Consider the following 13,607-nt stretch of genomic DNA (forward strand, 5'->3'; position numbering starts at 1 on the left):
GTGTGGCAGGTGCTCACCACGGTGCCGATCGCCGGCAAGTTGCTGCTGCCGCCGTTCTTCTTCTCGACGCCGGTCGATGTCGCCAAGCAGGTGATCGCCTGGTTCGCTTCCGGGATGATCTGGAAGCATTTGTGGATCACGCTGCAGGAGTCGCTGCTCGCCTTCGTGATCGGCTCGGTCGCGGGCGTGCTTGTCGGGTTCTGGTTCGCCCGGCAGCCGCGGGTGGCGGCGGTGTTCGATCCCTATGTGAAGATGGTCAACGCGCTGCCGCGCGTTGTGCTGGCGCCGATCTTCACGCTGTGGCTCGGGCTCGGCATCTGGTCCAAGGTCGCGCTAGGCGTGACGCTGGTGTTCTTCGTGGTGTTCTTCAACGTCTATCAGGGCGTCAAGGAAACCAGCGCGACGCTGGTCGACAACGCGCGGATGCTCGGGATGAGCGAGCGGCAGATGATGCGGCATGTGTTCTGGCCGTCGGCGCTGTCGTGGATGTTTTCGTCGCTGCACACCGCGATCGGTTTTGCAGTAGTTGGTGCAGTTGTCGGGGAATATCTCGGCGCTGCCGCCGGGCTCGGCTACCTGATCCAGCAGGCCGAGGGGACTTTCGATGTCGCCGGCGTATTCGCCGGCATGTTCGTGCTGTCGGTGTTCGTGATCCTGATCGACCTCGCGGTCAGCCTCGTGGAGCGGCGCCTGTTGGTATGGCGGCCGCAGCCGAGCGGCGGGCCGCAGGCGGACTAGAGCGGGGCGCGGCTTTGGCATATGGTTCTTGCCGTTTCGTTTGGGGGGAACCAACACCATGAAGGTCGGCTTTCGACACGTCGTCGCGGCGCTCGCCGCGATCCTGCTCACCGCCGGCGCCGCGCAGGCGCAGAGCAAGGTGACGATCGCGATCGGCGGCGGCGCCTGCCTGTGCTATCTGCCGACCGTGCTGGCCAAGCAGCTCGGCGAGTACGACAAGGCCGGGCTCGCCGTCGAACTTGTCGACCTCAAGGGCGGCTCGGATGCGCTCAAAGCCGTGCTCGGCGGCAGCGCCGACGTCGTCTCTGGCTATTTCGACCACACCGTCAACCTCGCCGCCAAGAAGCAGGAGATGCAGAGCTTCGTGGTCTACGACCGCTATCCCGGTCTGGTGCTGGCGGTGTCCCCGGCCCACACTGCGGAGATCAAGTCGATCAAGGATCTCGCCGGCAAGAAGGTCGGCGTCAGCGCCCCGGGCTCGTCGACCGATTTCTTTCTGAAGTATCAGCTGAAGAAGAACGGCATCGACCCGAACAACGTCTCGGTGGTCGGCGTCGGCCTCGGCGCCACCGCGGTGGCGGCGATGCAGCAGGGCCAGATCGACGCCGCGGTGATGCTCGATCCGGCGGTGACGATCCTGCAGGCGGCGCATGCCGACCTCCGCATCCTCAGCGACACCCGCACCGAGCACGACACCCGCGAGGTGTTCGGCGGCGACTATCCGGGCGGCGCGCTGTACGCCACCACGGCCTGGATCAAGGCGCATCCGAACGAGGCGCTGGCACTGACCAAGGCGATCCTCGGCACGCTGAACTGGATCCACGCCCATTCGGCCGAGGAAACCGCCGACAAGATGCCGGCCAACATCGTCGGCAAAGATAAAGCGCAGTATGTCGCGGCGCTGAAGAACACGATCCCGATGTACTCGACCACCGGACTGATGGATCCGAAGGGGGCGGACGCCGTGCTGGCGGTGTTCAGCACCAGCTCGCCGGACGTGGCGAAGGCCAATATCGACGTTACCAAGACCTACACCAACGCCTTCGTCGAACAGGCGGCGAAGGGCTCCCCTGGCTCCAAATGAAGGTGCGTGCGTGATCGATCCTGGGCCCGTCACGATCCATCGGGTGAACAATCTCGATCTGTGGGTCAGCGGCTTTGTCTGGCCGTTCGCCGACAAGCGCCGCGCCGACATCGACGCGCATTTCGCCGAGCGTCAGGTCGCGCAGCCGAAATTGTGGAACGGCCGCGTGCTGCTCGGCCGTCAGCCGCGGTTCGACGGCGGCAGCTTCAGTGCCGAGTATTTCGAGGTCGACTACGCCAGCTTCCTGTCCTGGCGCGATTGGGAGTTTCCGGACCCGTCGGTGTTCAACGGCTTTGGCATGGGAGTGATCCGGGCCGCTGACGGCGCGATCGTGCTGGGCGAGATGGGCGCGCACACCGCCAACGCCGGCAAGGTGTATTTCGCCGGCGGAACGCCTGACCTGTCCGACGTTCGCAACCACCGCCTCGACATCGCCGCCAGTGTGACGCGCGAGGTCAAGGAGGAGACCGGGCTGGTGCGGTCCGATTATCGCGCGGCGGATCACTGGCACTGCGTCGAAGCCGGTCCGCTGGTGGCGATGCTGCGGATCCTCGACGTCTATTTGCCCAGCGACGCGCTGAAGGCGCGGATCGAGGCGTATCTGGCTCGGGAGCAGGAGCCGGAATTCACCCGCGTCCATCTGGTGCGCTCGAAAGACGATTTCCTGCCCACAATGCCGCGCTTCGTCACCACCTACCTGACGATGCTGCTGAGCGGAGATGATTGAGTAAGAAGGTGCGGTGACGCCGCGGCCCGATGGTTCGAGGCGCCTCGGCCTCGCTCTTCAAGCGATGCCAAGGCTCCTCACCATGAGGGACTAAGCAGAGCGCGCCAGGTCTGCCAACGCGGCCTCATGGTGAGGAGGCGCGAAGCGCCGTCTCGAACCATGAGCCTGCACGCGCAACGACCTCGTCATGGCTGGGACACCCCGGCCATGACGCGTTTATCGGAGCGTCGTCGCCCCTCAGCCGTGGGCGTGGACGCCGAGGTCGTCGCGCGGGGTGATGCCGAGGCGGTTGAACAGCGCGCGGTCCTTGCTGTCGCCCGGGTTCGGCGTGGTCAGCAGGGTGTCGCCGATGAAGATCGAGTTGGCGCCGGCGAGGAAGCACAGCGCCTGCATCTCGTCGCTCATCGCGGTGCGGCCGGCGGCGAGGCGGACATCCGATTTCGGCATCATGATCCGCGCCAGCGCGATGGTGCGGACGAATTCGAACGGATCGACCGGCGTCGCGGTCTTGGCGATCGGGGTGCCCTCGATCGGGATCAGCATGTTGATCGGCACGCTCTCCGGATGCTGCGGCAGGTTGGCGAGCGTGCGCAGCATCTCGACGCGATCGGTCGGCTTCTCGCCGAGGCCGAGGATGCCGCCGCAGCAAACCTTGATGCCGGCGTCGTGGACCTTCTCCAGCGTATCGAGACGGTCCGAATAGCTGCGAGTCTTCACCACGGAGGAATAGAATTCCTCGGAGGTGTCGACGTTGTGGTTGTAGTAATCGAGGCCGGCGTCGGCGAGCTGCTTGGCCTGATCGTCGCTCAGCATGCCGAGCGTCATGCAGGCTTCCATGCCGAGCGCTTTGACGCCCTTCACCATCTCGATGATCGGAGCCATGTCGCGCTCCTTCGGCGAGCGCCATGCCGCGCCCATGCAGTAGCGCGTCGCTCCGGCGTCGCGGGCCGCCTTGGCGGCCTCGATCACCTTGGCCGGCTCCATCAGCTTGGAGGCGGGCAGGGCGGTGTCGTGATGGGCCGACTGGCTGCAATAGCCGCAATCCTCGGCGCAGCCGCCGGTCTTGACGTTGAGCAGCTGATTGCACTGGACCTGATTGGGATCGAAGCTCTGGCGGTGAATGGTCTGCGCCCGGAACATCAGATCGGCGAAAGGCGCGTTATAGATCGCCGCCGCTTCCTCGCGGGTCCAGTCGTGGCGGATGGTGGGGCTGGCGGCGGCGAGCGTGGAATGGGCGATCGAGTTCAAAGCGGGTGCTCCGGTCGGGGTCGTTCGGCTTGTGCACAGCCATAAGCGGTTTCGGCGGGTGAAGAAACCCACGGCGGTGCATCGCCAGCCCGACCATGGTTTAGGTCAGTGTTTCTGACGCTTTATCGCGGGTTTTGACCATGATTTGGCGTTGCGAAACGGTGGCGAGGTCGTTTACAAGATTAACCGTTCGGTCCGTCGGACACTTGCGTCAACCTTCTCTCAAGAGATGTCGACGACGATCGGGCCATGAAGGTGTCGGGAATGACGATCGGTCGCGCGAGCATCGGGATGGAAGGAACGGCGGTCTCCGCCGCGTCCGCGATTCCGACTGCGCTGATCTCGACCCTCGCGCTCGAGACCCTCGCGCTTGGCGGGCTGCTGCTTCTTAGCCGCCCCTGAGGGCCGTCTGGGCAATTTTGCCTGGGCACTCAGGGGATCGCACGACAGCCAGCCCCTCATGCGCCCGCGCGGCGCCCCGACCAAAGGACATTTTTCATGACCACCACCACCCAGTCCGAACAGGACCGCGTCATCATTTTCGACACCACCTTGCGCGACGGCGAGCAGTGCCCCGGCGCCACCATGACGTTCGAGGAGAAGCTGAACGTCGCCCGGATGCTGGACGACATGGGCGTCGACGTCATCGAGGCCGGCTACCCGTTTGCCTCCGATGGTGACTTCGAGGCGGTGCACGAGATCGCCAAGCGCTCGAAGAACTCGGTGATCTGCGGGTTGTCGCGCGCGGCCCACAAGGACATCGACCGCTGCGCCGAGGCGATCAAGCCGGCCGAGCGCGGCCGCATCCATACCTTCCTGTCCACCTCGCCGGTGCACATGAAGTACAAGCTGCAGATGGAGGCCGCGCAGGTCTACGAGATGGTGATCTCGTCGGTGACCCGCGCCCGCAACCACACCGACGACGTCGAGTGGTCGGCGGAAGACGCCACCCGTACCGAGTTCGACTTCCTGTGCCGCTGCATCGAGGCGGCGATCAAGGCGGGCGCCACCACGATCAACCTGCCGGATACGGTCGGTTATGCAGTACCTGAGGAATATCGTGAGCTGTTCCGCAAGGTGCGTGAAACCGTGCCGAACTCGGACAAGGCGCGGTTCTCGGTCCACTGCCATAACGACCTCGGCATGGCGGTGGCCAATTCGATGGCCGGTGTCGCGGGCGGCGCGCGTCAGATCGAATGCACCATCAACGGCATCGGCGAGCGCGCCGGCAATGCCGCGCTGGAAGAGCTGGTGATGGCGATGCGGGTGCGGCAGGACAAGTTGCCGTATTGGAACCGGATCGAGACCACGATGCTGACCCACGCCTCCAAGACGGTGTCGGCAGCGACCTCGTTCCCGGTGCAGTACAACAAGGCGATCGTCGGCCGTAACGCGTTCGCGCACGAGAGCGGCATCCACCAGGATGGCATGATCAAGAACGCTCAGACCTACGAGATCATGACGCCGGAGACGGTGGGCGTGAAGGGCACCTCCCTGGTGATGGGCAAGCACTCCGGCCGCGCCGGCTTGATCCACAAGCTGGAAGACCTCGGCTACAAATTGTCGCGGAACCAGATCGAGGACGTATTCGTGCGGTTCAAGGCGTTGGCCGACCGCAAGAAGGACGTCTACGACGAGGACATCGAGGCTCTGGTGGACGAGCAATTGCTGCACGGCCAGAACCAGATCAAGCTGATGTCGCTGACCGTGATCGCCGGGACCCACGGTCCGCAGCGCGCCACCATGAAGCTCGACGTCGACGGCCAGATCCGGATCGAAGAGGCCGAAGGTAACGGTCCGGTGGATGCGGTGTTCAACTGCATCAAGGCGCTGGTGCCGCACGACGCCAAGCTGGAGCTGTATCAGGTGCATGCCGTGACCGAAGGAACCGACGCACAGGCCGAAGTCTCCGTGCGGCTGAGCCATGAGGGACGTTCGATGACCGCCCGCGCCGCCGATCCGGACACCCTGGTGGCGTCGGCGAAGGCTTATCTGGGCGCGCTGAACAAGATCGTCGCCAAGCGCCAGCGCAGCGTCCGCGAGGACGCGCCGACCGTCGCGGTGGCCGGCTGATTGCGTGAATAAGTCGCACAACCGCGGCTGACAGCTACAACTTCTGGAACGACTCGAAAGGGCGATGCCGTTGTGCATCGCCCTTTTTTCGCACTGCGGCAGTTGTTGACGACGCCCCTGCGAAGGGGCAATAGCCTTTCGTAGTGCTTCTCTGTATTGGTGCGGCTGATAATCGGACGGGGCAGGGACGCTGGGGGCGTTCCTCAAAAGGAATCGGGAGAAAACATGCGTAAATCCATTTTTGCACTCGCATCGCTCGCCGTGCTCGGGCTGGTAAGTCCGGCAGCCGCGCAGTCACCGATCGTCATCAAGTTCAGTCATGTGGTGGCGCCCAACACGCCGAAGGGCTTGGCCGCCGACAAGTTCAAAGAGCTCGCCGAGAAATACACCGACGGCAAGGTCAAGGTCGAAGTCTATCCGAACTCGCAGCTGTTCAAGGACAAGGAAGAGCTCGACGCGCTGAAGCTCGGCGCCGTGCAGATGCTGGCGCCTTCGATCTCCAAGTTCGGCCCGGCCGGCGTCAAGGAATTCGAAGTCTTCGATCTGCCCTACATCCTGCCGGACATCGCCGCGCTGCGGAAGGTGACTAACGGTCCGGTCGGTGCCAAGCTGTTCAAGCTGCTCGACTCCAAGGGCATGACCGGTCTCGCTTACTGGGACAACGGCTTCAAGATCATGAGCGCGAACAAGAAGCTGATCGCGCCGGAAGATTACAAGGGCCTGAAGTTCAGGATTCAGTCGTCGAAGGTCCTCGACGCCCAGTTCCGTTCGCTCGGCGCGATTCCGCAGGTGCTGGCGTTCTCCGAAGTGTACCAGGCGCTGCAGACCGGCGTCGTCGACGGCCAGGAAAACACGCCGTCGAACATGTACACCCAGAAGATGCACGAAGTGCAGAAGTACACCACCGTCACCAACCACGGCTACATTGGCTACGCGGTGATCGTGAACAAGCAGTTCTGGGACGGTATCCCGGCCGACGTCCGCGCGCAGCTCGACAAGGCGATGAAGGAAGCCACCGAGTTCGGCAACAGCCAGTCGCAGAAGGAAAACGAAGAAGCTCTCGAAGAGATGAAGAAGTCGGGTAAGACCGAGATCATCACGCTGACGCCGGAGCAGAACCTCGCGATGCGCAAGGCGATGGCGCCGGTGTATGACGAGGTCGGCAGCCGCGTCGGCAAGGCGTTGATCGAAGAGTTCGTCAAGGAAAGCGGCGGCGGCCCGACCAAGTAACATTTGCGAACGGGCGCCCGCGTGTTGACGCGGGCGCCCTCGGCTTTTGCCGGACCGCAGGGGGCTGCGGGACTGGAATCACGAGACGGCCCTATGTTCGCTGCGACACAGGCGACCGGCCGATCCACAGGGGGAATGTATGGTCCTGCGCATCCTGGACAGGCTCGAGGAGATTCTGATTGCCACGATGATCGGCGGCGCCACGCTGCTGATCTTCATCGCGGTGATGCATCGCTATCTGGTCGGCATTCCATTCCTGTACCCGATCCTGTTTCCGATCGACCTGTCGTGGGCGCAGGAGCTGTGTATCTACATGTTCGTGTGGATGGCGAAGTTCGGCGCCGCCTACGGTGTCCGCACCGGCATCCATGTCGGCGTCGACGTGCTGGTCAACGTGATGCGGCCCAATCTGCGCAAGGTGACGATCCTGTTCGGGTTGTTCTGCGGCGCTTTCTTCACCTTCATCATCGGCACGATGGGGGCCAAGTTCGTCTACGGCCTGATCGACACCAATCAGACTTCGCCGGATCTCGAGATCCCGAGCTGGATCGTCTATCTCTGCATTCCGCTCGGTTCCTATCTGATGTGCTTCCGCTTTCTGCAGGTCGCCTACCACTTCTGGCGCCATGATCATCTGCCGCATCACGACCACGGCCAGGTCGAGGGGATCGACGAGCCGCATATGCCCGGGTCCGCAGCCGCAGCGGCGGAGGCCGTCCGATGAACACCGCAATCATCTTCGGGCTGCTGATTGCCCTGATGCTGACCGGCATGCCGATCTCGATCGCGCTCGGTCTCACCGTGCTGTCGTTCGTCGTGCTGATGACCAACGTGCCGATGGAAGCGGTGTCGTTGAAGCTGTTCACCGGCATCGAGAACTTCGAGATCATGGCGATCCCGTTTTTCATCCTGGCCGGCAACTTCCTGACCCACGGCGGCGTCGCCCGCCGCATGATCAACTTCGCCACCACGATGGTCGGGCACTGGTACGGCGGCCTCGGTCTTGCGGGCGTGATGGCCTGTGCGCTGTTCGCGGCCGTCTCCGGTTCCTCGCCCGCGACCGTGATCGCGATCGGCTCGATCATGCTGCCGGCGATGGTGAAGCAGGGCTTCCCGAAGCGGTTCGGCGCCGGTGTCATCACCACCTCGGGTGCGCTCGGCATTCTGATCCCGCCGTCGATCGTGATGGTGGTGTATGCGGTGGCGACAGGCGGCTCGATCGCGCTCGATCCGGACGGCAACCGCGTGTCGTCGGCCTCGGTCGGTCAGCTGTTCATGGCCGGCGTCATTCCCGGCATCATGCTGGCGTCGTTGCTCGGGTTCACGACCTTCTACCGCGCTTGGAAGCACGACTATCCGCGGCTGCCGAAGGCGAGCTGGGGGGAGCGGTTCGACGCGTTCCGCAAATGCATCTGGGGCCTGTTGCTGATCGTGATCGTGCTCGGCGGCATCTATGCCGGCATGTTCACGCCGACCGAAGCGGCGGCGATCAGCGCGGTGTACGCCTTCATCATCGCGGTGTTCGTCTATCGCGACATGGGCCTGCGCGACGTCCCGCGGGTGCTGCTCGGCTCGGCCAATATGAGCGCGATGATCCTCTACATCATCACCAACGCCGTGCTGTTCTCGTTCCTGATGGCCAACGAAAACATCCCGCAGCAAATCGCGAGCTGGATGTCGACCGCGGGTGTCAACTGGATCTGGTTCCTGCTGGTCGTCAACATCCTGCTGCTGCTCGCCGGCAACGTGATGGAAGCGACCTCGATCGTGCTGATCATGGCGCCGATCCTGTTCCCGGTCGCGGTCAAGCTCGGCATTCACCCGGTCCATCTCGGTATCCTGATGGTGGTGAACATGGAGGTCGGCATGTGCCACCCGCCGGTGGGCCTCAATCTCTATGTGGCCTCCGGCATCGCCAAAATGGGGATCACCGAACTGACGGTGGCGGTGATGCCGTGGCTGCTCACCATGCTGGCGTTCCTCGGCCTCGTGACTTACGTGCCTGAGATTTCGCTGTGGCTGCCGCGGATGCTCGGAATGTTGTAGTTGGTGTCCGTTCGTTTCGGTCTGCTAACAACACATTACATCTTGGTAAGACGGCCTCGTCTGTCCAATCGTTAAGTTGAAGCCGTCGGGCAGGGCGCTCATCTTCATGGCCACCTTTCGAAGGAGGTTGCCATGAAGAAGGTTCTGCTCGCCGGTGTCGCCGCGCTGGTGTTCGCCGGTTCGACGGCGGCTTACGCCGAGCATCGCGGCTGGTTCGAGCATGGCCGGCACGCGTTCAGCGCTCAGGATCGCAGCGCATTCGCCGACGCGAAGATTGCGGCTGTGAAGGCCGGGCTGCAGCTCACCCCCGATCAAGAGAAGCTGTGGCCGCCGGTCGAGGCCGCGGTGAAGGATATGGTCAAGCTGCGGATCGATCGCGCCGAGGCGCGGATGAAGGCCCGCGACGACGACCGCGAGCCGCGTGACGTCGATCCAGTGGCGCGGCTGCGCGACCGCGCCGATTCGATGGCCGCGACCGCGGCCGCGATGAAGAAGATCGCCGATGCCGCCGACCCGCTCTACAAATCGCTCGACGACGGCCAGAAGCGCCGCCTGCGGGTGCTGACCCGGATGGAGGGCGGCGGCTTCGGCTGGCGCCATCATCACGGCTTCATGCACCGGGACCGGGGCGGCGACGACGATCGCGGTCCGCGCTGGGATCGCGGTGATCGCGGCCGCGGCCCGATGATGGACCGCCACGGCCCGATGGACGATGGCGACGGCCCGAGCAGGCTCTGAGGCTCCACGCCGAACAGGCCCGGCGGGCCTCCATGCCCGCCGGAGCCTTGCTCGGCCGACTTGCCATGCGCCCTCGGCGCAGCACGAGCAGGTCGGTCCGGCGATTCCACCACCGCGTCCGGTGGCTTCGCGCAAGGGCAGTGCGCATCAGCGCACGTCCAGGCGCCATCTCGTCGCCTCGAAACACTCTGAACCGGCTGCGGTTTTCACGCCCTGAAGTTTCTCGTCACAGAACTGAAAAAAGTCGCCCGCATTGCTGGACATCCCCGGTGGGCTTTGCTAAACGACGCCGTCCCCGCAAGGGACCCAGCCGAAACGGCTGCGGGCGCATAGCTCAGTTGGTAGAGCAGCTGACTCTTAATCAGCGGGTCCTAGGTTCGAGCCCTAGTGCGCCCACCAAGCCCCCCCTTTAAGACGCGGTATAGCAATCAAAGGGGCGGTGATGGGTGGTATCCGACGCACGCGTCAGTGCGAGTCGGTTTCTCGATCTCCTCCATATGTAGCGAAACAGCTCGAACGCATGTCACGGACGTGGCCGCGCCCGTTCTCTCTGATGCGACTTGCTCGGTGATTCTGGGGCGGCCGGATCAGCGCGCACGATCTCGCCGGCACTGAGACGTCACGCGCGCGCAGCAGGAGCCCGTGGGGGTGAACCAATCCGCCATGTTCGCCGTTGGCTGTCGCGGCCGGTCGCGCGCCATCCGAGCGCAGTGGCGGTTCGCGTCACCACACTGTCACACAACGCGGCGACAGAGTGACGGCAACTCAACCGGGCACCCTCATGGATTATTTCAGGCGCTTCACCTTTCTGTTCTCGGCTCCCACCTTCGACGCGGATGATCTCGAAGGGCTTCGGTTCAACCAGATTGTCGCCGAGATCGAGCGCTCCGGCTTCGAGATCGTCAAGGCACGCAAGCTCGAGGATGCCGAGATCGCGGTGCAGACCGACGCCGCGATCGGCTGCATGGTGGTCGACTGGGGCAAGAAGGGGCTCGAGGGAAAGACCGCCGCGCTGATCAACCTGATGCGCCGGCGCGGTCTGGATTTCCCGATCGTGCTGCTGATCCGCCGCAAGCGGTTCGAGGAAGTGCCGGTCGAGGTGCTGGATTTCATCGACGGCTACGTCTTTCTCTCCGAGGAGACGCCGACCTTCATCGCGCGCAATCTGATCAGCCGGCTGAAGCAATATGCCGACACGCTGAAGACGCCGTTCTTCGGCGCGCTGGTCGACTATGCGGAGGAGGGCAACCAGCTCTGGACCTGCCCCGGCCATAACGGCGGCATGTTCTACAGCCGCAGTCCGATCGGCCGGGTATTCATCGAGCACCTCGGCGAGGCGGTGTTTCGCGACGACCTCGACAATTCGGTGCTCGACCTCGGCGATCTGCTCACCCATGAGGGGCCGGCGCTTCGCGCACAAAAGGAAGCGGCGCAGATCTTCGGCGCCGAGAAGACTTACTTCGTGCTCAACGGCACCTCGACCTCCAACAAGGTCGCGCTCGGGGCGCTCGTCACCGACGGCGATCTCGTCCTGTTCGATCGCAACAATCACAAGGCGGCGCATCACGGCGCGCTGATGATGGGCGGCGGGATTCCGGTCTACATTCCGACCGTCCGAAATGCCTGGGGGCTGATCGGGCCGATGGCGTGGGACGCGCTGGATGAAGAGGCGCTGCGCGAACGCATCCGCAGCCATCCGCTGGTCAAGGACCCGGAAGCGTGGCGCAAGCCGCGCCCGTTCCGCGTGGCGGTGGTCGAGCAGTGCACCTATGACGGCACCATCCACAGCGCCGAGATGATCCTGCGCCGCATCGGGCACCTGTGCGACTACATTCTGTTCGACGAAGCCTGGGCCGGCTTCATGAAGTTTCATCCGCTCTATGCCGGCCGCTTCGCGATGGGGCTGGCCAATCTCGGCGACGACGCGCCGGGCATCATCGCGACGCAGTCGACCCACAAGCAGCTCGCCAGTTTCTCCCAGGCGTCGCAGATCCACATCAAGGATCGCCACATCCGCGGCCAGAAGCGGCGGGTCGAGCATCGGCGTTTCAACGAGAGCTTCATGCAGCACGCCTCGACGTCACCGTTCTATCCGCTGTTCGCCTCGCTCGATGTCGGCGCGCAGATGATGAAGGGCCGCTCCGGCGAAGTGCTGTGGGACGATACGATCCGGCTCGGCATCGAGCTGCGCAAGAAGATCCGCGCGGTGCGGAGGGAGTTCGAGGAGAAGGAAGCGCGGCCGGAACGGCGCTGGTTCTTCGATCCGTTCGTGCCGGATCGGGTGGCGATCGCGGACGCCGCGCGCGAAGGCGCGGTGCACGATGTTGCCTGGGAGGCGGTGAGCACCGATCAGCTCGCGACCAACCCGGCGTTCTGGCAGATCGCGCCGGGCGAGGCTTGGCACGGCTTTGCCGACATGGCGCCGGGCTTTGCCATGACCGATCCGAACAAGCTGACGTTGCTGACACCCGGCTTCGATCGGGCGACCGGCCGCTACGCCGAGCATGGCGTGCCGGCGCCGGTGGTGGCGCAATATCTGCGCGAGAACCGGATCGTGCCGGAGAAGAACGATCTCAACTCGCTGCTGTTTCTGCTGACGCCGGGCGTCGAGGCGAGCAAGGCCGGCACGCTGATCAGCGGCCTCGTCGCGTTCAAGAAGCTGCACGACGACAATGCGCCGCTGGAAGAGGTGATCCCGGAATTCTGCCGGCGCCGGCCGGCGCGCTATGCCGGCGTGCGGCTGCGCGACTTGTGCGGCCAGATGCACCGGTTCTTCCGCGATGCCGATGTCAGCGCGCTGCAGGCCAAGCAGTTCCTGCCCGAACATCTGCCCGAGATCGCGATGTCGCCGCACGCCGCGGCGCGCTTCTTGGTGCGCAACGATGTCGACTACCTGCCGATCAGCCAGATCGCGGGCCGAATTGCCACCACGCCGTTCGTGGTCTATCCGCCCGGAATTGCGACGATCGTGCCCGGCGAGCGCTTGAGCGAGCGGGCCAAGCCGATGCTCGATTACTTGCAGATGTTCGAGCGCAGTTTCAACGAATTCCCCGGCTTCGATGTTGAAATCCAGGGCGTCTATCGTGAGGCCGACGAAGCTGGACGTGTTCGCCTCTACACCTACGTCGTGGCCGAATAGTCAGCTCGCCTGCATCTGTCGGAGTTGCCGTGGACAGAGTTTTGCCGATCCTGATCCGTCCGTCGCACGACGGCGATGTCGAGGCGATGCTCGACATCTATCGCTACTACATCCGGCGTGGTCTCGACGAAGGGATCGACGACCACGGCACGCCGCAGCCGGACGACCTCAAGGAGCGGCGTAAGAACTTGCGCAATCGCCGCTTCCCGCATCTGGTGGCGATCCGCGCCGGGGTCGTGGTCGGCTACGCCTACGTCGTGCTGTTTCGGAAGCGGCCGGCCTATCGCTACACGGTGAAGCACTCGATCTATGTGCATCCGGATCACCTCGGCCGCGGCATCGGCAGGGACCTGATGCGCGAGCTGATCGACGCCTGCGCCGCGGCCGGCTTCCGTCAGATGATCGGCTATATCGATGGTGACAACACCGCTTCGCTCGGCCTGCACCAGAGTTTCGGCTTCGGCATCGTGGGACGGCTGCCGGGCGTCGCGTATCGTTACGGCCGTTGGGCCGATACGGTGATGGTGCAGCGATCGCTGGGCGCCGGCGCGACCACGCCTCCGGTTGTCTGATCAGACCTCAAT

Annotated in this window: 12 protein-coding genes and 1 tRNA gene; 12 read left to right on the top strand and 1 reads right to left on the bottom strand. The window is 64.2% G+C overall.

From position 1 onward, the window contains the following. The 3 genes from DY468_RS03850 to DY468_RS03860 form a co-directional block, all read left to right on the top strand. A partial coding sequence (locus DY468_RS03850; RefSeq protein ID WP_164602551.1) for an ABC transporter permease occupies positions 1-738 on the top strand: 738 nt, incomplete at its 5' end. 58 nt (positions 739-796) lie between these two features. After that, positions 797-1,822 (top strand): ABC transporter substrate-binding protein, encoded by a 1,026-nt coding sequence (locus tag DY468_RS03855; RefSeq protein WP_164602553.1) that lies wholly within the window; start codon positions 797-799, stop codon positions 1,820-1,822. 10 nt (positions 1,823-1,832) lie between these two features. Continuing rightward, positions 1,833-2,549 (top strand): NUDIX hydrolase, encoded by a 717-nt coding sequence (locus tag DY468_RS03860; RefSeq protein ID WP_164602554.1) that lies wholly within the window; start codon positions 1,833-1,835, stop codon positions 2,547-2,549. 237 nt (positions 2,550-2,786) lie between these two features. On the opposite strand, the gene bioB is transcribed toward DY468_RS03860, so the two are convergent. Beyond that, entirely contained in the window at positions 2,787-3,797 is a 1,011-nt protein-coding gene (gene bioB, locus DY468_RS03865; protein WP_164602556.1) for a biotin synthase BioB, read from the bottom strand. 249 nt (positions 3,798-4,046) lie between these two features. On the opposite strand from bioB, the gene DY468_RS03870 reads away from it, so the two are divergent. From DY468_RS03870 to DY468_RS03910, 9 genes are all read left to right on the top strand, one after another. Then, positions 4,047-4,199: a hypothetical protein gene (locus tag DY468_RS03870; protein WP_164602557.1), complete on the top strand. Its 153-nt coding sequence runs from the start codon at positions 4,047-4,049 to the stop codon at positions 4,197-4,199. 96 nt (positions 4,200-4,295) lie between these two features. Then, positions 4,296-5,870, top strand: coding sequence for a 2-isopropylmalate synthase (locus tag DY468_RS03875; RefSeq protein WP_164602559.1), 1,575 nt, complete (start codon positions 4,296-4,298; stop codon positions 5,868-5,870). 225 nt (positions 5,871-6,095) lie between these two features. Then, positions 6,096-7,100 (top strand): TRAP transporter substrate-binding protein, encoded by a 1,005-nt coding sequence (locus tag DY468_RS03880; RefSeq protein WP_164602561.1) that lies wholly within the window; start codon positions 6,096-6,098, stop codon positions 7,098-7,100. A 139-nt stretch (positions 7,101-7,239) separates the two neighbouring features. Further along, positions 7,240-7,824 (top strand): TRAP transporter small permease, encoded by a 585-nt coding sequence (locus DY468_RS03885; RefSeq protein WP_104512519.1) that lies wholly within the window; start codon positions 7,240-7,242, stop codon positions 7,822-7,824. Further along, the gene (locus DY468_RS03890) at positions 7,821-9,146 is read left to right on the top strand and encodes a TRAP transporter large permease (RefSeq protein ID WP_164602563.1); all 1,326 of its coding nucleotides are present in this window, start codon (positions 7,821-7,823) and stop codon (positions 9,144-9,146) included. Before DY468_RS03885 ends, DY468_RS03890 begins: the two co-directional genes overlap by 4 nt. 132 nt (positions 9,147-9,278) lie before the next feature. Beyond that, a complete protein-coding gene (locus tag DY468_RS03895) occupies positions 9,279-9,884 on the top strand; it encodes a Spy/CpxP family protein refolding chaperone (RefSeq protein WP_164602565.1) in 606 nt (201 codons plus the stop codon). Positions 9,885-10,207: 323 nt separating this feature from the next. Then, a tRNA-Lys gene (locus DY468_RS03900) sits at positions 10,208-10,283 on the top strand. Positions 10,284-10,665: 382 nt separating this feature from the next. Further along, entirely contained in the window at positions 10,666-13,023 is a 2,358-nt protein-coding gene (locus tag DY468_RS03905; RefSeq protein ID WP_164602566.1) for an Orn/Lys/Arg family decarboxylase, read from the top strand. Positions 13,024-13,052: 29 nt separating this feature from the next. Next, a complete protein-coding gene (locus DY468_RS03910; protein ID WP_164602568.1) occupies positions 13,053-13,595 on the top strand; it encodes a GNAT family N-acetyltransferase in 543 nt (180 codons plus the stop codon). Positions 13,596-13,607: the final 12 nt, after the last annotated feature.

Source organism: Rhodopseudomonas sp. BR0M22, from assembly GCF_010907035.1.
Taxonomy (GTDB): Bacteria; Pseudomonadota; Alphaproteobacteria; order Rhizobiales; family Xanthobacteraceae; genus Rhodopseudomonas.

What these genes read in the sequence shown, in the direction of transcription:
- DY468_RS03880 (WP_164602561.1), top strand. Translation starts at nt 6,096, where the DNA reads ATGCGTAAATCCATTTTTGCACTCGCATCGCTCGCCGTGCTCGGGCTG.
- DY468_RS03905 (WP_164602566.1), top strand. Translation starts at nt 10,666, where the DNA reads ATGGATTATTTCAGGCGCTTCACCTTTCTGTTCTCGGCTCCCACCTTC.
- DY468_RS03885 (WP_104512519.1), top strand. Translation starts at nt 7,240, where the DNA reads ATGGTCCTGCGCATCCTGGACAGGCTCGAGGAGATTCTGATTGCCACG.
- DY468_RS03870 (WP_164602557.1), top strand. Translation starts at nt 4,047, where the DNA reads ATGAAGGTGTCGGGAATGACGATCGGTCGCGCGAGCATCGGGATGGAA.
- DY468_RS03890 (WP_164602563.1), top strand. Translation starts at nt 7,821, where the DNA reads ATGAACACCGCAATCATCTTCGGGCTGCTGATTGCCCTGATGCTGACC.
- DY468_RS03895 (WP_164602565.1), top strand. Translation starts at nt 9,279, where the DNA reads ATGAAGAAGGTTCTGCTCGCCGGTGTCGCCGCGCTGGTGTTCGCCGGT.
- DY468_RS03855 (WP_164602553.1), top strand. Translation starts at nt 797, where the DNA reads ATGAAGGTCGGCTTTCGACACGTCGTCGCGGCGCTCGCCGCGATCCTG.
- DY468_RS03875 (WP_164602559.1), top strand. Translation starts at nt 4,296, where the DNA reads ATGACCACCACCACCCAGTCCGAACAGGACCGCGTCATCATTTTCGAC.